Consider the following 19,800-nt stretch of genomic DNA (forward strand, 5'->3'; position numbering starts at 1 on the left):
TGTGGCTCGTCTGTGCACTGACCAAATTCGCGTACCTGGCTCTTACCGGTGCGTTGGAGGCAGTGATCGTTCGGCGCGCTAAAGTCGGCCATTACATTAGCGACGTCGATACCCAACCAGAGAAGGTCCTCACATCGGCGGACGCAGCTCGAGCAGGACGGCGTTGCCATAACCCGCACGGGGTGCGGGAACGCGAGTCGCCGACGGCGCATCTGAACTGCCCAAGCAACTCGTTACTTAGACCCGTGACCTCGTCCAGCCCCGCGCGGTACGGCCCCAAGGAGTGCAGAGCGCACTCCAAGCCATCTGGGCAGCACACAACTGAAAACAGACGACCCACGCGCGCACGTCGCGATGGCCTCGATTAAGCTAATGCGCTCTCGTCGGTCCCTCTGAACACCCGTCGCACGCCGCCTCGCGCGAGCATGAGAATGATGATCAGTGCAGTCACTTGAAAGAAGCCACCGAGACGGACAGCGTCGCCGAATACCAGGTCAACCAGTCCGAGCACCATGAACTTGCTCCCCGGCAGCACCAGCAACAGGGTGATCGCGCTGGCAATTCTAACCCGCCGAGTATCAGCCGACCGGATCCGCGCAACGATTTTCTTCTTCGCCCACAGCACGACTTCAAGGACAACCTTCAGCAGGATCGCTGTCAAGAGCGCCAACAGGAATGTTTCGGATATGACGTCGGGAAACAGTTGGATGAACGCACCCAGGACCACGAGATAGACCAGCACGTCGACGAGATCTATTGGGCGGATCCGCATCCAGCGAGTATATCGAGGCAGTGCCGCCTCCCCACTGGAGCTAATCGGCCCGACTCGGTAGCGTGCAATGCATGGCCATTAAACTTGAGAATGTCGGCATCGCCGTTCGAGACATCGAAGCAGCGATCGCCTTTTTCACCGACCTCGGTCTCACAGTCGTCGGCCGTGACACGGTCAGTGGTGAGTGGACCGACACTGCCGTGGGCCTTGATGGCAACCATGCCAAAATTGCGATGCTCCAAACACCAGACGGTTACGGTCGCCTTGAGCTCTTCGAGTACATCCACCCTGAAGCAATTGAGTCGGGCCCCACTCGTCCCAACGAGATTGGCATGCACCGCGTCGCCTTCTCAGTCGACGACATTGAAGAAGCCCTGAAGATCGCGGCGAGGCACGGCTGCCGGCCGCTACGCGGGGTGGCGACCTACGAGGACGTCTACAAACTCACATACATTAGCGGTCCCAGCGGAATCATCGTGATGCTCGCCGAGAAACTGAAGAAGGACTGACCGAACATGCGCCCATTCTTGCCGGCGAGGGTGGGCCCGGCGCTCCGTAGCGGCGTTTCTCAGGGCCGCGTGTCACGCTTGGGCCTCGCGTATGGGGGAACGGACTGCAAGGCGTGTGTACGGTACTGATGTGGGTTGTCCGTAGACGCTGGTAGTACAGGTCAGCTCCGGCACCAGAGGGGTTCCGAGCACCACGTCGTGTCGTCAAAAAAACCCGGTAGCAATGCGGCCAGGCTGTTCCTCGGCCTACTGCTCTCCCGTGCAGGAGTGCGGACGACGGTACCGGAGAAGCATGTGGACTTCCTCCGTGACTTCCGCGGCGACACAGTGCAGCCCAGCACGCTCGAATGCTCGGTGACCACGGCTTGTTCGACCGCGTCAATGCACTATTTGGCGTGGTTTTGGCAGTGCGTCTGGTGCACTCGCCCCGTCCTGCTGCCAGCCCGGGCGAGAGTGCTGTTGACAGCAGGCGGGCTAGAGCTTGGACGAGCGCGGACGGCACCGCTCGATGATGCTGGCGGTCGCGGCAACCGCGGTGAGGGCTGTCGCCAACATAAGCGGTGCCCAGGCGGTTTGTGCGATGGTTGCACCCGCGGCGGCTGTCCCGGCCGATCCCGCAGCGATCTTGAGCGCGCCCACCCAGATGAAGACTTGGCCGCGAGCTTCGATGGGTGCGTATTCACTGCGCGCGGCTAGTGTTGCCGCGAAGAAAAGCGCGTTGGCAATCCCCGCCAAGCCGAAGGCAATCAGGGAGGTGGGGAGCGTCGGCGTAAGCATCACCAGTATCAGCGTTGCCGCGACGAGTGCAGCAATGGAGCTCATGAGGGGGTCTGCGTCGCGGCGAAGCGGCCGGAGCATAAGAGCTGCTGATCCGAGAAGATTCCCAATCCCGTAGGCCGCGACCAGTGTTCCGGCGGCCGAGGCCCCGCCGAACCCGGGACCTGTTGCAACGGCGTAGATCGGTAATGCGGCGACAGAAAATGCGACGGTCACGGTGAGCCCGAGGGTGCGGCGCAGCGGACCACGTTTCCAAATGAGGCTCAGTGTTCGTCCGGGTGATGGCACGTCAACTGCCGTATCAGGTGGCTGTTGCCTGGGGAGTGCGAGGACGGCGCCCGCACCAACGACGGCGGCTCCGGCCAGAACGAGTGTAGCGGTGAGTGCGTCGGATCCTGCCGCGATCCATGCGACTGCTGCGGGGCCCAGGGTACCGCTGAGTCCGTAGCTTGCGACGTCCCAGCCTTGTGCTCTTCGTTGGCTGCGCTGCTCGGGGCCGGCGATGGAGGGCAGGCGGCTGCTGATCCCGCCGGTGAGCATCGGCCCGAAGATGCCGGAGACAAAGAGCAGCAGGGCCGGCCAGATCGGCCACGCGACGGGTAGGAGCAGTGCAGCGGCACCGAGCAGCACGCCGTGGAGAACGGCGGAGCACGCGATGACCTTTCGCCCGTCACGGGCTGTGTCGAGGCGTCGTGCGATGAACGGCCCGAGCAGGTGGGGTGCGGTGATTGATGCTCCCAGGAGTCCGGCCAGCCAGCCCGGCGTCCCGCAGGCGTGCGCGAGAAGCACGATAGCAACTACTGCGCCGCCGTCTGCGCTACGCACCAGCGTCGCGGCGAAGACGTAGCGGGCAAGCGCCCCGGCCCGACGGTCCTTCCTGTGTGGAACGCCGAGGTCTGCGCTACGGGTTGAGCCCGAGCTCATCGACAATCCTGGCGACATGGGCACGCTCTTTCCCGGTCAATCCCTGGATGGGAAGCGGCAGGCACGATGGTGATGCCAGCCCCAGCTGTTCCGCTATTGCCGCAACGACCCGGAGACTCCCGCCAAGCTCGGCGAACAACTGCCACAACGGTGCAAGCCGTTCAGATTCGGCGGACGCTTCGGAAAACCGCCCTTCCAGGGCGGCCCTGGTGATCTGCAACGCCAGGGCGGGGAAGGTGCCGCCGATGACCGAGTACCAGGCATCGCACCCGGCGGCCAGTCCGGCGGCGGCCTTGGCGTCGCCGGAAACTCCGATAGTCACGTGCGCAGGGACGGCCGCCCGGATTTCCTGAATCCGCGCCTGTGCTAGCTCGGGATCGGCCGGTACGCCGGGGATTTTGATGGAAGCGATACCGGGCAGTTCGGCTATGCGTCCGTAGAGTTCGGTCGTGAAGGTGAAGTGGGTGGTGCCCGGGTTGTCATAGACGATGACGGGCAGCGACGAGTTCGCGGTGATGGTTCGGAAGAGTTCGAACACGTCGTCGTCGGTGAGGGGCTGATAGGTCATCGGAGCCATCAGGAGCCCGGAAGCCCCCGCCTGCTCTGCCTTCTCAGCGTTCGCGAGGACGTGTGAGGTCCGCAAGGCCCCGACGCCAACGAACACGGGTGTATCGCCGGCGTGTTCGACGGCAAGACGGGCCACACTGCTCCGTTCCTCGCCGCTCAGGTACGCGTAGGAGCCCGTTGATCCGAGCGCGGTAATGGAGTCAACCTTCGCCTCCGAGAGCCGTTCGATCAGGTGAACGAAGGCATGCTCGTCGACAGCATCATTTGCCAGCGGGGTCAGGGGGAAGGCACTCAAGCCGGTGAACATGGGTATAAATCCTTTGGTTGAATCACAGGGAAGCAAAGTCTTCAGGCACCTGCCGCTGCCTGGGCGGGCTGAGCTGCGGGGCACCCGTATGCAGGGAATTCTCGCGCAGCGTCTGGCGGGCTCACCTGGCTGGACGACTGTCGCCTACTTCGGCCCTTGGTCGATGAGGTCGGGATCGATGAGGCCAGGGTCGGTGCGCGTGCCGGGGTGTTCGCGGGAGCGTGGCTGCCGTTGGCCACCGCGTTGCGCGGCGGCGCCGGCGAGGACGACGAGCGTGATCCCGCCGAATTGGGTGAGCGAGGGTTGCTGGTGCAGCACGAGCAGCCCGAGGAGCACGCCGACGGCCGGTTCGAGGGCCATCAGGGTACCGAACGCGGTGGGCGTCATCCGGCGCAGGGCGAGCATCTCGAGCGCCATCGGCAGCACCGGCATCAGGACGGCCAGTCCCAAGGCGGCGGCAAGGATACCGGGGTTGAGGTGACCGGCGGACTGCGGGATGCCGACGATCGCTGCCGTGACAGCGGCGACGGGAACGGTGAGTGAGAGCGCGCCGATGCCCGTGAAGCGGTCGCCGATCCGTTGGGTCAGCAGGATGTAGACGGCCCACCCGATGGCCGCGAGCCCTGCGAGGCCGATACCGGCGAGGTTGATGTCGCCAGCCCAGGGCTCGGTCAGCAGAACGACTCCGATTAGCGCCAGGGCTGGCCAGGTAAGCGCCCGTGCGCTGTGGGTGCGCACCGCGGCGACGGTCAGCGGACCGAGGAACTCGATCGCGACGGCGGTGCCGAGCGGGATACGTTCGATGGAGGCGAGGAAAGCGATGGTCATCAGTCCGGTGGCGACGCCCAGCCCCAGGAGGACGGGGACGTCGTGGCGGCGCAGCGCGCGCAATGGGGGTCGGGCAACGGCGAGGAAGATGAGTGCTCCCACGCTGAGTCTGAGCCAGGCGGTTCCGGCCGGCCCCACCGATGCGATCAGATCCACTGACAGGGCCGAGCTCAGCTGGACCGAGAGCATGGCGGCAACGGCCAGCCCCCACGGCGGCACAGGGAGATTCTTGGGGACACGTTGGCTCACGGCTGGCCCCCTTGGGCCAGCCGGTCACCGATCGCGCGTATCCGGGGGTGGATGAGCATGTCAGTCTCTTTCGTTGGCTGGCGTGCCGGCGGCTATCAGGCGGCGGGCGACGCGGACGTCGGGACCGAGCAGGGTCAGCCTGGCGGCCAGGTCCTCGGCGACGGCGTGGAGCGCCTCATCGGTCATGGGTTCGAGCGCGTCGAGGATGAACAGTGCGGCGGTGGTGTCCTCTCCGAGCTGGGTGCGGCGTGCCTGGCGCCAGTTCCAGCGCCGGCAGGTCACTCCGGCGTCGTCGCACCACACGACCTCGCCAGGTTCCGGGTGTTCGATCACCGCTGCGCCGCCGGCGGCCGTATCGAAGGGCTCCTTGCCGGTGGCGCGGACCAGCCGGGGCGCACCGCTGTAGCGGTTTAGGTCCTCCCCGCCCAGCGGGATCTGGTGGAGCACCGAAACGGCGTTATAGAGGTCGGTGAGACGGTTCACCCGGGGCAACCCGGACACCGAACGGCGCAGTAGCGCCTCCAGGCTGTTGCGCGTGCGGCTGGGTTTGGCTCCGAAAGCCTGGTAGGCATCGCGCCAGGCCGCCACGTGCGGGAGCCGCTCGACCGGCCGGTCAGCGAGCAGCCCGCGGGCTGCGGATTCCGCCTCCTGGAGCAGCTCCTCACCGGACTGGTCGCTCGGGCCCGGGACGAGTCCGTCAACGGCCAGCAGCAAGGCCCGGTAGTCGGGCCGCAGCGCGAACACGCCAGCGTCAACCTGGCCGCCGTCGAGGAATTTCTGCAGCATGCCTTGCTCAGACATTGGATGCCTCCGGCCGGTGTCCTGTCCCCACGCCCGGCTCGAAGACGGCCAGGGAGAACCTCGCCGGCTCGGTGCCCGTATTGGCGTAGGAGTGCGCCACGTCGCCCGGGAATGTCAACGCGTCGCCTGCATCGAGGGTGACCGACTGGCTTGCGACCTCCACCGTGACCGTGCCCTGCTGGACCTGCAGGAGCTCCTTGGTGCCCGATGTGTGGGCCTCGCTCACATGACGGTCACCGGGACCCAACGTCCAGTCCCACAGTTCCACCACGTCCGGCGGCTCGGTGCCGGCCACCAACACACCGAGGCCGCCGGACTCGCCGCTCCACAATGCAGCGCCCTCACCACTGCGGGTGACCTTCACCGGCTTCGGCCGAGGTGACTCGACCAGCGCCGGCAGCCCCACTCCGAGCGCGTCACTGATCCTCAGGAGCGTTCCAACGCTGGGATTCGCGGCACCCTGCTCCACGTTGACGACCATCCTGCGGCTTACCCCGGCAGACTCCGCCAGCTGATCAAGCGTCCAGCCCCGCGACTGCCTCTCCTGCTTAACCCGGGAGCCGATTGCCAGCGCCAAGTTCGTTGTACTCTCATCCATAAGTGCATCATACTGCACTCGCAGTGCACTCGACTACTGCCCGCCGTCCGGCCGCCATCAAAGAGTGGCCGGAGGACCCGCCTTGAGAGGCTTCCAGTTTGCCCTCATGACCCTGCAGGCCAACCCGGAGTGCGCCGACTGCAACTGGGAGACCGGACGCCACGTCACCAAATAACCCGACCAGCGATAGGAATCAACTAACCAAAAGGCAAGAGGACGACGGCGGGAATGTGGCCCCGGCGATGGACGCCCGAAACTCCCTATCCCACGCCTTCGGGAGCATTCAAATGAACGCGCGCATCTATCGGTCCTACTTGACAATATTTCTGAGCACACTCAAAATTGAATAAGCTCATTTTTAACCACGCACGTCATATGAGGAGCAGCACGCCATGAGGGCATTCGTCGTCACCAAGTACAAGGAGCCGCTGCGCGGAGCAGACGTCCCTGAGCCGACCGTCGGCGACCGCGATGTGCTGGTCCAGGTCCATGCAGCTGGCCTCAACCAATTGGACGAAAAGATTCGCCTGGGTGAGTTCAAGCAGATCCTCCCCTACAAGCTCCAGCTGATCCTCGGCAACGATGTCGCCGGCACAGTCATCCGTGTCGGGGCGAAGGTGCGCGGATTCAAGCCCGGTGACGAGGTCTACGCCCGCCCCGACAAAGACCGCATCGGGACGTTCGCCGAGCGCATCGCCATCACCGAGGCCGATCTGGCGCTGAAACCCGCATCGATCAGCATGGAGGAGGCCGGCTCGCTACCGCTGGTTGCACTTACGGCGTGGCAGGCCCTCGTTGAGCAAGGCAACGTACTGCCGGGGCAGAAAGTCCTCATTCACGCCGGGGTCGGCGGGGTCGGGTCGATCGCGATCCAACTCGCCAAGCACCTCGGCGCCACCGTCGCGACCACCACAAGTGCCTCCAACGCCGACTTCGTGCGCGACCTCGGCGCGGACACGGTGATCGACTACCGTACGCAGGACTTCGAGCAACTCCTCGCCGGGTACGATCTGGTGCTCGACAGCCTCGGCGGGGAGAACCTCGTGAAGTCACTGCGCATCCTGAAGCCCGGCGGGAAGGCGATCGGAATCGCCGGTCCGCCGGACCCGGCGTTCGCGCGCAAAGCCGGTCTGAACCCCGTGCTGCGCCTGGCCATAGCGGGGCTCAGCAGCAGGATCCGGCGGCAGGCGAAGAAGCTCGGCGTCAGCTACGAGTTCCTCTTCATGCGTGCCAGCGGCGACCAGTTGCGCCAAATTGGCTCTTTGGTCGACGACGGCGTGCTGCGCCCGGTCGTGGGAAAGGTCTTCAACTTCGCCCAGACCCCACAGGCGCTCGAGTCGCTGGCCAAGGGCGGTTTCCGCGGCAAAGCGGTCGTCACCCTTCCCTCCTGAGCCGCCGGCACCGTTCACCGCACAGACCACTCAGGAGGACTACCAGCATGAGCAGCTTCGACACCCCAAACGGCTCCGTCGTCACCTCGTACGCGAAGGCCGCCACACGCACCATCACCGCCGGTGGCGTCACCTACGCCTACCGCGAGCTGGGGCCCAAGGCCGGCATCCCTGTCGTGTTCTTCGTGCACCTTGCCGCGACCCTGGACAACTGGGACCCCCGCATCATCGAGCCCATCGCGAAGAACCGCCACGTCATCACCTTCGACCAGCGCGGAGTAGGAGGCTCCACCGGGCAGGTTCCAGACAGCATCGAGGCGATGGCCGACGACGCCTATACCTTCATCAAGGCCCTCGGGTTCGACACGATCGACGTCTTCTCCTTCTCAATGGGCGGCATGATCGCCCAGGACCTGCTCCTCAAGCATCCCGACCTCGTCCGCAAGCTCGTGCTGGCCGGTACCGGGCCGCGGGGCGGCAAGGACATCGACAAGGTCGTCGGCACCACCTACTGGGACGTCCTCCACGCGACCCTGACGCGTTCGGACCCGAAGGAGTTCCTGTTCTTTAACCGCAACGCCACCGGCAAGCCGGCCGCGAAGGCCTTCATCAAGCGCTTGCAGGAGCGCACCGTCGACCGCGACAAGCCGATCAGCACCAAAGCCTTCCAGACTCAGCTGAAGGCAATCCGGAAGTTCGGCCGCTCCGCGCCGTCGGACCTGTCAAAGCTCAGCCGCCCCACCCTCATCGCCAACGGCGACAACGACCGCATGGTGCCGTCGATCCTGTCCGAGGACCTGCACCGGCGCATCAAGGGATCCGAGCTGGTCATCTACCCCGACTCGGGCCACGGCGGCATCTTCCAGTTCCACGACCGGTTCTCCCCCGTCGCCGTAGAATTCCTCGCACACGGACCAGCACTTTCCTGACAGATCCCGCCACCAGAGAAGAAAGGCACCATGGCCCTGCCCGCCCGTAAATACGGGCGGGCAGGGCCATTGGCGTGGGGCCTCGTTGCGCTGGCCGGCTCGAACAGGACACTCACAAACGCGTCAGCAGGGTGACCAAACGTATCGCCACCCCTAACGCGGCCCCTGGATCGTGACTGCCCCGGCGTGTCACTCCAGCCCCGGATCCACCGTTGTTAAGACACTCCCCACCCGTTCGGTCGCCTCTGGGGCGTCGTGGGCCGCGGCGTCCTTTGGCAGGAGAGGTGCCACCGCGCTCACTCTTAGTGAACGCGGTGGCGCCGGTTGCTCGCTTATGTGTTCGTGTCCACCAACTGCGGGTAGACCGCTTCGAGGGGTGCGCTGAGTCCGGCCTTGAGCTGGACGGACGTGTCGTCAGCGAGGACCTCGTACTCCCCCGCCTCGGTGGCATCGAACACGGTGCGCACCAGCACGGCCGGGTCGAGCTTCGGGTCGGTGGCGTGCGCGGCCATCGCGGTGTCGACGTATGCGACGTGGACGCCGACGACGTGCACGCCGGCGGGGGCAAGTTCGAGGCGGAGGGAGTTGGTCGCTGACCAGAGTGCGGCCTTGGTGGCGCTGTAGATGCCGGCGACGGCGTACCAGCTCAGGGCCGAGTGGATGTCGATGATCATCGCTCCGTCCTTCGCCGACAGGACCGGAGCGAACGCGCGGGCGACGAACAGAGGCCCGAGGAAGTTCGTCTCGACGTTCCGGCGGATCTCCTCATCCGTGTGGGTGAGGATCCCGGGGCTGGAGACCGACGCGCCGGCGTTGTTGATCAACACGGTCACATCCGGCGCCGCCTCGACCGCTGCCTGGATGGAGGCCGAGTCGGTGACGTCCAAGGCGAGCGGAACGATGCGTTCGTCGTTCCAAGTGCCGGGCGTGCGGGCGGAGGCATAAACCTTTGCAGCTCCCCGGGCGAGGGCTTCGTGCACGAACTGGGTGCCGATTCCGCCGTTGGCTCCGGTGATGAGAACGACTGCTCCGTTGAGTGAGGGCATGGCAGTTTCTTCCTTCTGAGGGGTGTGGGTTGGGTGAGGTCGGTGGCGGGCGGCCCGCGGCAGACGACTAGGCGTGTGCCAGAGCAGGGTAGTCGGTATACCCGGCCGCACCGCCGCCGTACAGCGTGCCCGGGTCCAGCTCGTTCAGCGGTGCGCCGGTGCGCAGGCGCTGAACAATGTCGGGGTTCGCGACGGCGAATCGGCCCAGCGGCGCGATGTCCGCGAGCCCGGCGTCGATGTCGTCGGCAATCTGCTCGCGTTCGCGCCCATACCGGACGACGAGGATGGCAGCAGGCCACGTTTCGCGGAAGGACCGCAGCAGTTCGTCGTCACCGAGGTGGTGTACGTGCAGGTACGCAAGTTTCAGGGTGGCGAGTTCGCCGACCAAGTGGCGGTACTGTGTCCGGACGTCCACGGGGTCCCCTTCGTTGATTCCGCCCAGCGGGAACGCCGGTGAGATGCGGATGCCGGTCCGGTCTGCCCCGATCTCCTCGGCCACCGCGCGGGCGACCGCGACGACGAAGCGGGACCGGTTCTCCACCGATCCGCCGAATTCGTCCGTACGATGGTTCGAGTTCGGCGAGAGGAACTGGTGCAGCAGGTACCCGTTCGCGCTGTGGATCTCCACGCCGTCCGCTCCCGCTGCAATGGCGGAGGCCGCGGCGTGGCGGAACCCGGCGATGGTGGCCTGGATGTCGTGGGCGCTCAACTCACGCGGCACCGGCGTCTTCTGCGGCCCCGTTGGAGTGAACATGTCCTGATCAGCCGAAATCGCCGACGGGCCCACAGGCCGACGGTGGTGCGGGGTGTTATCCGGGTGCGACATCCGGCCGACGTGCATCAATTGGATGAACAGCGCTCCGCCGCCGGCATGCACCGTGTCGGCGATCTTTCGCCATCCCTCGATGTGTTCGGGAGTGTAGATGCCGGGGGTGTTCAGGTAGCCCTGGCCATCCTCGGACGGCTGCGTGCCCTCGGTGATGATCAGCCCGAGCGAGGCACGCTGGGCGTAGTACTCCGCGGCCAGTTCTCCGGGGGTGCCCTCAGGGTTTGCGCGGCTCCGGGTCAGCGGGGCCAGCGCGAGCCGGTGCGGCAGCTCCACATTGCCGAGGGTGAAGGGTTGCCAGAGCGTAGATGACGTGGTCATGAGTGCATAGTCCTTTGCATTGATGGGAAACCGGCCCAATTCCACCCGGGCGGACCGTTGCAGCCCGCCAACGGCGTGGGAGAATTAGCGAAGAGTTCAATCCGTTACAGTAATGACTACACTCATAACTGAGTGCAGTCAGAATATATTCCCGGAGGATCCATCATGTCTCTCGCCTCCCAGCCGGTCGGACGGCGTGAGCGGAACAAGCAACAAAAGCTGGACCGTATCACCGCGGCAGCCAGCGAGCTGTTCGCCGAGCACGGCATCGAGGATGTCACGACCCAGCAGATCGCCGACAAGGCGGACATCGGCACCGGGACCCTGTTTCTCTACGCCAAGTCCAAAGGTGAACTCCTTCTGCTCGTGCAGAACGCACACTACGCCGAAGCACTCCAGCGGGGTCGGGCGGATGCCGAAACCAAATCGGATGCCCTCGATGCGGTGATGGCCATCGTCCAGCCGATCGTGGAATGCAACCGCGTCCAGGTCGACAACGGACGCACTTACCTGCGGGAGATGGTCTTCGGCGATCCCGAGGAGCCTCGACACAGCGAAGCTCTGTCGATCGTCGCGCAGACCGAGGAGGCCACCGCTGCCGTCCTGGGCAGGCACGAGCAGGCCGGCGCTGGTGATGCCGCAACGATGGCCCGCATCGTCACTGCGATCATGTTCCTCAGCATGGCGGCGAGCGTGAACGCCGGATTGAGCACCGACGAGATTGTGCGGGATATCCGGACCCAGGTCGGCGTGCTGCTGTCCCGCTGACGCAATCAAGTGCTCGCACTAACGCCCGGTGTCCACCAGGCGCCTGCAGTCGTGGATCGGCAGGCGCCGTTCGTCAAGGACCCCGTGGCCAAGGTAGGAGCCCAGAGACCGCGCCCGGCTCGTCGCCCACGCATACAGGCATTTCTCGCCTCCTGATCCATGCCGCGGAAGCGGGGGGACCCCCATCGTCTAAGGCTGCACGTGACACAGCTACCCGACTGCCCGTTCCGTGCGCTTGAGCCGGTATGAGCGCCGTCAGTTCCGTCGCCACAATGGGCGCCTCAGCCGCCGGACTTGGCACGGCAGAGGCCCTCCGCCGGAAAGGCTTCGAGGGCGGGATACCCTGATGCGTCGACCATAACCGCAGCATCAGTCAGACCAGACCTGGCCGGCATGCGCAGGCGACCAACTGCGCGCGCGGTCCCTAGCCGACGTTTGCCGTACATGTCTCCGAGCCTGCCGACAATCGGCACGGTAGCAGCGCCGTGCAGCAGAGTGGCAGTGATGACCACCTGGTGTCGCCTGGCGGCGCGTTCAGGCGCATGGGCAGTGCGGGCACGAAGGAATCATCACGCTCTGCATGAGCGAGACGACAATCCAGAAGCCCAGGTTCGCAGGCATCTAGACGCTGCCGACAGGCCCGTCCAGGGAATGAGCCGGAGAGGTCATGTCGAAATCCATCTTCCCGGTTATGGGACAGGCACGACTGATCAACCTCACAGCTGGCCGCCGGGGCCATCCAAACCTGTCATAGTCAAATGAACTTGTGTCAGCAGAAATAGGCAAGTAGAGGGCCAGGATGAGCCACGGCAACACACGCAGACGGGTGCGGACACTGCACACACCACCTCTGCCCGGACAAACAGCGGCAACCTCTCCCCTAGGCCCCCAGCAAACAACGAATCGGGAATAGTCTTCGAGAAATCCCCGCAGGTCATGTCGTCAGTAGGACCCCACAGCATGAAGAGGTACAAGACCAACCACGGCAACCCGAGCAAGCCAGAAAGGAGACCCGAATGACCCCACAACCCAACAAGCGGAGGCACGCTGCCCTGGGCGACTGATCCCTACACCCACACAACCGAACAGGCTACCGCGGCGGCCAGCCACCAGCCGCGACAAGCGTCAGAGGGACCCGATCCGGGTCAATGTACACACGTTAAAGCAAAACCCCTCTCACGAGGGGGAATGCTGTGCCCGAGGCGGGACTCGAACCGGGTCTGACCCTTGCGAATCCACTCCTCCGCGGAAAACATCGCCAGTTCAGCCCAGTACGGCATTGTAACGGACGAGTCCGGAGCCCAAGGTGTGCACATTGTGCACATCTTCCTTTGGCCACTTAGCGGCCGGCGCCCGGGCTACTGCCGCGACCCTACCGCCATTACCCCAGCCTCCGGGATACGTCGCGAGATGCACTCCACATCAGCCAGTACGCGCTCCCCCTATCAGCTGAACTCGACTTAGCCTCGGTCAAGCTTGAGGCGGCCAAGCAGCGCCTCGGCATTGCCGCGGTCTATCGCCGCGCGCAGGGAGGGGCCCAGCGGGTAATTCTCGTACTGCATGTTCAGGAAATCGATCGCCGCAGAGGGGGCGAACGGGAAGTCAGTGCCGTAGGTGATGCGGCCCGGGTCGGCGACCTCGAGCAGGCTTGGCAGTGCCGCCGGGCCGGCGGACAGGGCAACGTCGTAGTAGAACCGCCGCAGGACGGACTGCTTCTTATCTGTCAGCGCCGCCAGCGCGCTAAGGGCCAGGTCTTTTTCGTTGAGCATCGTCAGCAGGATCCTGTACGCGATGTAGGGCACGAAGCCGCCCGCGTGGGCCAGGATGAACCTAATTCCCGAGTATTTCTCCATCGCACCAGACAGGACCAGGCTGATAGCAGCGCGCGTGGTGTCGAGCAGGAAATCCGCGGCGAAGGCCGGTATGCCCGGTACCGCCGGAGCGGGCAGTTCGCCGGGGTGGATGAACACTACGGCCCGGCGGCGGTGCAGAAACTCCAGCAGCGGCTCAAACCCCGGATCGCCCAGGTAGCGGCCGTCGTTGTTGGCCAGCAGCACAATCCCGTCCGCGAGCAGCGTGTCCAGGGCGTACCGGGCTTCCATGAGGGCACCTTCCACGTCCGGCAGCGTGAGCGTCGCGAAGAACCCGAACCGCTCCGGCCGTGCAGCCACCACCTCCGCGCTGTACTCGTTGACCTCCCGCGCCCGCCGCCGCGCCTCCACCGCGTCCCCGAAGTACACACCCGGCGTCGACAGGGACAGGATGCCGGTCTGCACGTCGTGCCTGTCCATGAACTTCAACGCGGAACGTGCGGACCACGACGGCAGGTCCAAGTCGCCAGGCCGGATACCCTTGTCGTGAATCCAGCGCGCATAGCCCGGCGGAACGATGTGCTGGTGAGTGTCGATGCGGTACGGCCGGCTCATCCGGATCCTTGTCCACGCGTTCGTTTCGCTGATCCGCGGGACCCTCAAAGATCAGCGGATGTGAACAATCTACTCGCTAAGCGGACCCAAGCGCAGACCGCGGGACGGTGCCCGGGCCTGAGCTGGACCGGTTCATGAACAACCTTGGCGTCTGGCCAGCCAACCTCCAAGATGATGCCGCCCGCTTCGCGCTCTGCTCCATGGTGCGGAGGAGATGCCTCTGGACGCACATGGAAATCCGGTGCACTAGTGACCCTCCACGGGACAGATTTGAAGACATCGGTGGCCGTTGGCCCGCTAACAGAACAACGACAACTACCGCTCCGATTCAAACGTTAGTAGTCCCCCCTGGCGGTTCTCGATAACGAAGGATTCCGAGAACGATCTCAATTGAGAGCTGAAGGCGTGCCAGCCCTTCGGGAGAAGTATCTCGATAGCGGTTCTCGAAATCGCACAGCCGATCACGGTCAGCGAATCGGGTTTTGAGAATCGAAGAGGTGGTAATGGGTATGTGTGCGACGCATCCTGTGCCGCTGCCCGGTGGGGCGGAACTATCCTGACATGTCAGTGCCCATAGTCCCTTGACGCATGGCAGGCACCGGACGCAAAGTTCACACGAGAGTCATGCCTTCGATGGTCGATAACCGTCCGGGCCCAGCCCTCATGCCGCAACAACCGCTGCACGGCGGAGCATATTGCATCCCTTGTGCCCCTCCCAGGCGGAGCCGCTTGCGGTCAACCACGGGAGCGTTCCGGTCACCTCTTGGACAGGAGAAGTAAGGATGGATCTCGAGCAACCGCCCCCAGGCCCAAAGACGGCAACGGCGACTAGGGCCGCCAAAGACGCGGCGCGGGCGTCCATTTCCGCGTCGCGGAAGAAAGTTTCGTATGGCGCCCAGGACCGCAGAGGACCACTCCTGTGGAATTCAGGCCTGGAAACGCTCACCAACCGAACCCGTCTGCCGGGACAGCCAACAGATGTGGGCATGAACCTGTACTACGAGGACCTTGAGTGGAATCCCCTCTTTGGTCCGGGCGATCCCTCGGGGATCATTCCGAGGGACACGGATCAGGTTCCGCCTAGAAATATGGCTAATGCGGGAGGGCTGATTCTGCCCTGGTGCTCGAATTCGCAAGAGGTCCGCCAGAAGGCCATTGTTGTGCACAGACTTGGGGAGGACCTGGATACGATCGAAGATCCCCTCCTGTATATCTTCCAGTATTACTGGGACAACGTGGGGTACTTCTTGCCGGCCACCTTTGGGTCTTTCGACGAGAAGATCTCTATGGGTGAGGGGCCCAGTTCATCCCTCAATGTGGACTTCATCCCCGGTCCTACAGGAGACCTGGTGGCCAGGGCATGGGCTTAGGGCCTAGCCGGTGCGCGGCCAGGCCCCTGCCAATCACTAAAGGAGCCGGCAACGTGTCCGGGGACTAAGTCGAGTATCTAGGCTCTCGCAGAGGGGAAAAGTTGAGATGCGAGTTGGCGGCAACCCTGGCAGCCACCGACACTGCACTTCCCCCACCAGTCCCCCGGCCTCCCCAAGGGAACTCCAGGCCGACCCGTGGTCGTGGGATGCAATTCCAAGCACCCTCCGTCCATGAAGGAGTACGCAGCAACATCGCTGTCCAAGCCACGACCAACCGGTCGTCATTCAGGTTTGTGAGTCTCTGACAGCGCCGTCACGGCCGCAATATCCTGTGGGGTCGTTCGACAGCACCCGCCCACGAGCCTGGCACCAAGTTCACGCCAGATTGGCGTTCCCTCCGCAAGGCTTGCGGGCTGTTTGCTATCGAGGCCTGAAGGGCTCGCCGCGGCCGGCCCCCACGTTTTGGTGACTGCGTCATAGCTTTCGCCCGAATTCGGATATGCGATCAGGGGCGTATCCGTGGCTCTGCCCAGGGCCTCCAGCGATGGGGAGACCAGCTCCAGCGGCACGCAGTTCACGCCGATCGCCGCCACGAGCGGCTCCGCCGTAAAGAGCTTTGCCGCCTGAGCCAGCGGCGTACCGTCGCTGATGTGGCCGCCGTCCCGTAGCGTGAAGGAGAGCCAGGCTTCGACGTCGAACTCTTTCATGAGCGCTAACAAAGCCTCGGCCTCCGGCAATGAAGGCAGCGTCTCACAGGCAAGAAAGTCCGCTCCGGCCTCCACCAGCGCTGCGATTCGGGGCCGGTGGAACTCCAAAAACTCGTTTCGGCTGAGGACATAGTCGCCCCGGTATTCCGATCCGTCGGCAAGGTACGCGCCGTAGGGCCCGACCGATCCTGCAACCAGCAGAGGGCCCGCATCCGGGTTTTCGACCAGGTACTCGCGGCGTGCCTCGTCAGCCAGGCGCACACTCAATGCCACCCGCATCAAGGCTTCTTCCTCGCCGATGCCGCGCCGCGCAAATCCCCGGGGTGTGGCTTGATAGCTCGCCGTGATGGCGACGGCGGCTCCGGCGCGGAAGTAATCGTGGTGTACGCGCTTGACCAGTTGCGGTTGTTCCAGAAGGACTTTAGCCGACCACAAAGGGTCTTCCAGATCGCAGCCGTGCGCTTCAAGCTCGGTGGCGAGTGCACCGTCCACGGTCAGGTTCGCTCCGGCGTCGAGCATGCGGGAAAGCATGGTGTTACTGGGCATCGTTCAGGGCTCCAAGCGGTTCGGTTCGTTCTTGTCTGCCGGGCAGTTGCGGCCCTCGTGGCCAAGGCAATGCAAGGTAGCACAACGTGCAGTGCCAAAAAGCGCAGTGCAGCCCGGGACTTGCAGATGACGGTCAGCAGCCGCTTGCAGCAACCGGTGCCCCGCGGCCCAGTCACGCCCAAAGTCTGACGGATGTGCCGAGTGAACGCAAACCCCCGCTCCAAATGTTGTGCGTAATAAGCATTTATTCATGCTTGTAATGACCGTCACACTGTGCCAACATGGCATTCAGACACCTTCGCGACCCGCCCAGGAAGAGGCTTCACTTGAAGATTGAAATGAAATCAGTACGCAAGCTGCGCGTGCACTGGCCCATAGCTTCGGAATCGTTCTCGCGGCTCACCAAGGGAGACGAAGAAGCATTCAAGGACGAGGCGGGCATCGGAGCCCTGCTCCAGGCTTTGTCCGATTCCCCCGAATTAGGGGATTTTGGCAACTACCGACATGTCTTCGAATCCGGTGTAGGTTTCGAGGGGTTCACCTGCAATGAAGGCGCAAACCCTACGTTGGGTCAGGTGGGGCAGCGGACAATTTCCCCGACCTTCGTCTTCACGACGTATTTCGATGCGCTGCTCGATGACGCCGCCGTGGAACGATTCGTCCAGCGCATGGTGGATATCCATCCCTGGGAGGTGCCGGTCATCGAACTGACGGGGCCAATCAGCGTCTCCAGCACCGCGCTTCCGGCATTCCATGCGAACGGGGCCGCATCATGATTGAAGCCACCACGGCCGGACTTTGGGACGATCTGCAGCCGCTGCTTGCCGGCCGATCATTCACCGACCTGACGCACGCCTTCCACCCCGGCCAGCCGCATTTTTCGGCATTCCCGAACGAAAAAAGGGAGGCTGTGTTCGATCTGGAGAAAGGCGACGGTTTCACCGCTCACCGGTATTCGATCATCGGCCAATGGGGAACGCACGTTGATCCGCCCTCGCATTTCATCCGCGGAGGACGAACGTTGGACCAGATTCCCGTGGAGGACATGGTCCTTCCGCTGGTTATCCTCGATATCACCTCCCGGGTCATCGAAAATGCGGATGCCACGCCCACGATGGAGGACATTCAGGCATGGGAGCACCGCAATGGCGCCATCGCACCCGGTGCCTTTGTGGCGTTGCGGACAGGATGGAGCCACCGTTGGCCCGACACGGGTGCCATGGCAAACAGGGATGATGAAGGTGTCAGCCACACGCCGGGATGGTCGCAGGAAGTCCTCTCCTTCCTGATCGAGGAGCGCTCGGTGACTGCCGTCGGCCATGAGCAGACGGACACAGACCCAGGGAGTGCCACATCCCGCCAGGATTTCACCTTGGAAACCTATGTCCTGGCCCAGAACCGGTGGCAGATCGAGCTGATGGCCAACCTGGACGGACTTCCTGAAGCGGGCGCGATCCTCATTGCGAGCTGGCCGAAGCCGCTGCAAGGCAGCGGTTTTCCAGCCCGGGTCTTCGCCATCCACTAAGACACGTTGATCCAGTGACTAGAATCGGTTCCATGTCTAAGACGTCCAGCATGGGCCGGGGAATCATGGCTGTCCTAGCGGTGGGCGCCCGCAACCCAGGAGGGCTGCCTGGCGGAACGGTCGCTGACATAGCCGCCGATCTGGGCAAAGACCGCAGCCAGGTTTCTCGCAGCCTCCGGACCGCCGAGCAGGAGGGGTTTCTGGCCCGCGGCGAACATCGGTCCTACACCCTGAACTGGTCGCTCCTGACAGACGCTCAGCTGTTGACAGAGCAGCGGCTGCAGAGCGACGGCGTGACCGCACTGGAAGGCTTGGCCGGCGAAACTGATGAAGGATGCTTCCTTGGCGTGCTGCGCGGCGACAGTACGGTCACCATCGGCGAACGTGTTCCGGCAAGCAGCAACATGGTCGGTTCCTGGCTGGGCCGGCCCTACCCGGCCTACTGCAGTGACGCCGGCCAGGCCCTGATGTGGGAAGCGTCGGATGCCGAGGTCCGAACCGTTTTTTCCGGCGTTGACTTCGTGCGTCATGGTCCAAATACACCGCTCGACGTCGAGGACTTCCTGTCGCGTCTGCGCGGGGCGCGGGCCCGGGGGTACTCAATTGTCGATGAGGAAGCCGAGCCCGGACTGTATTCCTTGGCCGTTCCGATTCGGGACTTCAAGGGCGACGTGGTCGCAGCGCTTCAGGTTGTAGGCACCAAGACCCGCCTGGAGCCGCGGCGGGAAGTCTGCGCCACGGCTCTCCTGTCCTGGGGAAAGTGGCTTGAATCGGCGTTGGGCCACACGTCGGCACCGAACGGGCTCTAGCTGGCAAGGCCCTTACGGCCGGCGTCGCCCCGGACGCCGCCCTCGCAGGACCCCAGCCGTTCGGCTGCGGCCGTGAGGGCCTCGGCAATGTCACTAGTCCTGGATGTGATCTCGTCCCGGCCCCCCAGGACGCTGAGCGCGGCAAGAATGGATCCTTCGGTGCTGCGGACCGGAACGGCGAGCTCGCAGACGCCGTGCTCGAATTCCTCCTCCGCGACAATGAAACCCCGAGCCCTGTCCCGGTCCATCAATTCGGCAAGCTCTTGGGGGGAATGGGCCGCTCCCGGACCGCCTACGCCGATGAAGTTAACGTCCCGAAAGAGGGCTTGGACGGCTGGCTGCCGCTCGTCCCAGAGCAGGGCCCGGCCGGACCCGGTACACCATACGGGCGTCACCATGCCGGGTTTCACGAAGCTTCCGGGGACGGCGTCATTGCTGGAGGCACGCAGGAGAATGACGCGGAAGCCCTCGCGGACGGAAACTCTGGCTCTGACGCCGAACGAAGCCACCAAAGCCTCAAGTTCAGCTCTTGATTCGTGGACCCATCCGGCATTCAGCGCTGCGGCCAGACTGAAAAAACGTGGGCCGGTTCGGAAGGGTCCTCGTTCGACACGTTCCAGCAGTCCCAGCTCGCATAATTCCTGCGTCAGCCGGGAGACACGGCTTTGTTCCATATCCAGCTCGGATGCGAGCTGGGAAACGCCGAGAAGCCGCCTGCCCCACTTCTCCCGGTCTGCGACCAGCCGGACTATTCGAAGTCCTTGGGCCATGGACGACGCTTCCGAGGAAGAATCCATGATCCGT

Annotated in this window: 19 protein-coding genes and 1 pseudogene; 9 read left to right on the forward strand and 11 right to left on the reverse strand. The window is 64.2% G+C overall.

Going from position 1 to position 19,800, the window contains the following annotated elements:
* Nucleotides 1-364 precede the first annotated feature (364 nt).
* Nucleotides 365-772 (reverse strand): hypothetical protein, encoded by a 408-nt coding sequence (locus AC1DXI_RS09875; RefSeq protein WP_476938448.1) that lies wholly within the window; start codon nt 770-772, stop codon nt 365-367.
* A 71-nt stretch (nt 773-843) separates the two neighbouring features.
* On the opposite strand from AC1DXI_RS09875, the gene AC1DXI_RS09880 reads away from it, so the two are divergent.
* Together AC1DXI_RS09880 and AC1DXI_RS09885 are read left to right on the forward strand one after the other, a co-directional pair.
* A complete protein-coding gene (locus tag AC1DXI_RS09880; RefSeq protein WP_476938449.1) occupies nt 844-1,281 on the forward strand; it encodes a VOC family protein in 438 nt (145 codons plus the stop codon).
* A 198-nt stretch (nt 1,282-1,479) separates the two neighbouring features.
* A pseudogene (locus AC1DXI_RS09885) lies at nt 1,480-1,626 on the forward strand (FAD-dependent monooxygenase); the annotation flags it as partial.
* Between the two features lie 129 nt (nt 1,627-1,755).
* Here the strand turns inward: AC1DXI_RS09885 and AC1DXI_RS09890 are convergent.
* From AC1DXI_RS09890 to AC1DXI_RS09910, 5 genes are all read right to left on the reverse strand, one after another.
* Nucleotides 1,756-2,982, reverse strand: a complete 1,227-nt coding sequence (locus tag AC1DXI_RS09890) for an MFS transporter (RefSeq protein WP_476938450.1) — start codon at nt 2,980-2,982, stop codon at nt 1,756-1,758.
* On the reverse strand, nt 2,960-3,856 hold the full coding sequence (locus AC1DXI_RS09895) for a dihydrodipicolinate synthase family protein (RefSeq protein WP_476938451.1): 897 nt from the start codon (nt 3,854-3,856) through the stop codon (nt 2,960-2,962). Before AC1DXI_RS09895 ends, AC1DXI_RS09890 begins: the two co-directional genes overlap by 23 nt.
* Before the next feature lie 144 nt (nt 3,857-4,000).
* A complete protein-coding gene (locus AC1DXI_RS09900; RefSeq protein ID WP_476938513.1) occupies nt 4,001-4,873 on the reverse strand; it encodes an EamA family transporter in 873 nt (290 codons plus the stop codon).
* A gap of 120 nt (nt 4,874-4,993) precedes the next feature.
* Nucleotides 4,994-5,734 carry a B3/B4 domain-containing protein gene (locus tag AC1DXI_RS09905; protein WP_476938452.1) on the reverse strand — a complete coding sequence of 247 codons (741 nt, stop codon included), beginning with the start codon at nt 5,732-5,734 and terminating at the stop codon, nt 4,994-4,996.
* Nucleotides 5,727-6,332: a helix-turn-helix domain-containing protein gene (locus tag AC1DXI_RS09910; RefSeq protein ID WP_018772596.1), complete on the reverse strand. Its 606-nt coding sequence runs from the start codon at nt 6,330-6,332 to the stop codon at nt 5,727-5,729. Before AC1DXI_RS09910 ends, AC1DXI_RS09905 begins: the two co-directional genes overlap by 8 nt.
* 392 nt (nt 6,333-6,724) lie before the next feature.
* Here AC1DXI_RS09910 and AC1DXI_RS09915 point away from each other — a divergent pair, with 392 nt between their 5' ends.
* Both AC1DXI_RS09915 and AC1DXI_RS09920 read left to right on the forward strand, forming a co-directional pair.
* Nucleotides 6,725-7,723, forward strand: a complete 999-nt coding sequence (locus AC1DXI_RS09915; RefSeq protein ID WP_476938453.1) for an NADP-dependent oxidoreductase — start codon at nt 6,725-6,727, stop codon at nt 7,721-7,723.
* A gap of 47 nt (nt 7,724-7,770) precedes the next feature.
* The gene (locus AC1DXI_RS09920) at nt 7,771-8,652 is read left to right on the forward strand and encodes an alpha/beta fold hydrolase (protein ID WP_476938454.1); all 882 of its coding nucleotides are present in this window, start codon (nt 7,771-7,773) and stop codon (nt 8,650-8,652) included.
* 332 nt (nt 8,653-8,984) lie between these two features.
* Here the strand turns inward: AC1DXI_RS09920 and AC1DXI_RS09925 are convergent, their stop codons facing one another.
* Together AC1DXI_RS09925 and AC1DXI_RS09930 are read right to left on the reverse strand one after the other, a co-directional pair.
* Complete coding sequence (locus AC1DXI_RS09925; RefSeq protein WP_476938455.1) at nt 8,985-9,698, reverse strand: SDR family oxidoreductase; 714 nt, start codon at nt 9,696-9,698, stop codon at nt 8,985-8,987.
* Nucleotides 9,699-9,765: 67 nt separating this feature from the next.
* Nucleotides 9,766-10,845: an alkene reductase gene (locus tag AC1DXI_RS09930; protein WP_476938456.1), complete on the reverse strand. Its 1,080-nt coding sequence runs from the start codon at nt 10,843-10,845 to the stop codon at nt 9,766-9,768.
* Between the two features lie 165 nt (nt 10,846-11,010).
* Between AC1DXI_RS09930 and AC1DXI_RS09935 the strand changes: the two genes are divergently transcribed.
* Complete coding sequence (locus AC1DXI_RS09935; RefSeq protein WP_476938457.1) at nt 11,011-11,613, forward strand: TetR/AcrR family transcriptional regulator; 603 nt, start codon at nt 11,011-11,013, stop codon at nt 11,611-11,613.
* A 1,460-nt stretch (nt 11,614-13,073) separates the two neighbouring features.
* Here the strand turns inward: AC1DXI_RS09935 and AC1DXI_RS09940 are convergent.
* Nucleotides 13,074-14,039, reverse strand: coding sequence for an amidohydrolase family protein (locus tag AC1DXI_RS09940; RefSeq protein WP_476938458.1), 966 nt, complete (start codon nt 14,037-14,039; stop codon nt 13,074-13,076).
* A 986-nt stretch (nt 14,040-15,025) separates the two neighbouring features.
* Here AC1DXI_RS09940 and AC1DXI_RS09945 point away from each other — a divergent pair.
* Nucleotides 15,026-15,409 carry a hypothetical protein gene (locus AC1DXI_RS09945; RefSeq protein WP_476938459.1) on the forward strand — a complete coding sequence of 128 codons (384 nt, stop codon included), beginning with the start codon at nt 15,026-15,028 and terminating at the stop codon, nt 15,407-15,409.
* A gap of 281 nt (nt 15,410-15,690) precedes the next feature.
* On the opposite strand, the gene mmuM is transcribed toward AC1DXI_RS09945, so the two are convergent.
* Nucleotides 15,691-16,662: a homocysteine S-methyltransferase gene (gene mmuM / locus AC1DXI_RS09950; RefSeq protein WP_476938460.1), complete on the reverse strand. Its 972-nt coding sequence runs from the start codon at nt 16,660-16,662 to the stop codon at nt 15,691-15,693.
* Between the two features lie 326 nt (nt 16,663-16,988).
* Between mmuM and AC1DXI_RS09955 the strand changes: the two genes are divergently transcribed.
* The 3 genes from AC1DXI_RS09955 to AC1DXI_RS09965 are packed head-to-tail and all read left to right on the forward strand — an operon-like array spanning nt 16,989 to nt 18,996.
* Nucleotides 16,989-17,438 carry a hypothetical protein gene (locus tag AC1DXI_RS09955; protein ID WP_476938461.1) on the forward strand — a complete coding sequence of 150 codons (450 nt, stop codon included), beginning with the start codon at nt 16,989-16,991 and terminating at the stop codon, nt 17,436-17,438.
* Nucleotides 17,435-18,187: a cyclase family protein gene (locus AC1DXI_RS09960; RefSeq protein WP_079549930.1), complete on the forward strand. Its 753-nt coding sequence runs from the start codon at nt 17,435-17,437 to the stop codon at nt 18,185-18,187. Before AC1DXI_RS09955 ends, AC1DXI_RS09960 begins: the two co-directional genes overlap by 4 nt.
* A 32-nt stretch (nt 18,188-18,219) precedes the next feature.
* Nucleotides 18,220-18,996 carry an IclR family transcriptional regulator gene (locus AC1DXI_RS09965; RefSeq protein WP_476938462.1) on the forward strand — a complete coding sequence of 259 codons (777 nt, stop codon included), beginning with the start codon at nt 18,220-18,222 and terminating at the stop codon, nt 18,994-18,996.
* On the opposite strand, the gene AC1DXI_RS09970 is transcribed toward AC1DXI_RS09965, so the two are convergent.
* Nucleotides 18,993-19,793 carry an IclR family transcriptional regulator gene (locus AC1DXI_RS09970; RefSeq protein WP_476938463.1) on the reverse strand — a complete coding sequence of 267 codons (801 nt, stop codon included), beginning with the start codon at nt 19,791-19,793 and terminating at the stop codon, nt 18,993-18,995. The genes AC1DXI_RS09965 and AC1DXI_RS09970 overlap by 4 nt on opposite strands.
* Nucleotides 19,794-19,800 lie beyond the last annotated feature (7 nt).

The sequence above is a fragment of the Arthrobacter sp. P1_H7 genome, from assembly GCF_056405215.1.